Below are 275 nucleotides of genomic sequence, written 5' to 3'. Positions count from 1 at the left end.
TGAATGGTTGGTGGTTGGTCGCTGGTTGGTTGCTGGTGCGCAAGCCGTGGGTCAGAAACTCATGACGGCGTGAGCGATTGCGCCGCCACCGCGACATCTCTCGCCACCGACGCGAGCGCTCGGCTGTGCGCCTCGATCAGCGCGTCGTATCCTGGCGCGCTTGCTGACTCGCGCACGACCGAGCGCCCGTTCACTCTCCGCCCTCCCCTCGGCGCGCGCACGGACCAGATCACGGCCAGCGTTACCGTGCCGTCCGCCGAGGAATCGAAGCTCTG

General features: G+C 67.3%; 1 protein-coding gene. It reads right to left on the bottom strand.

Annotated elements, in window-relative coordinates:
• Positions 1-59 precede the first annotated feature (59 nt).
• The coding region (locus SB771_RS34325) for an ABC-type transport auxiliary lipoprotein family protein (RefSeq protein ID WP_410721952.1) at positions 60-275 on the bottom strand (216 nt) is incomplete at its 5' end.

Origin of the sequence: Burkholderia sp. SIMBA_051, from assembly GCF_046534915.1 — a bacterium.
GTDB classification, from domain to species: Bacteria; Pseudomonadota; Gammaproteobacteria; order Burkholderiales; family Burkholderiaceae; genus Burkholderia; species Burkholderia ambifaria.
Note: the sequence above shows the minus strand (reverse complement) of the source record. Positions and strands in the feature narration are given on the sequence as shown.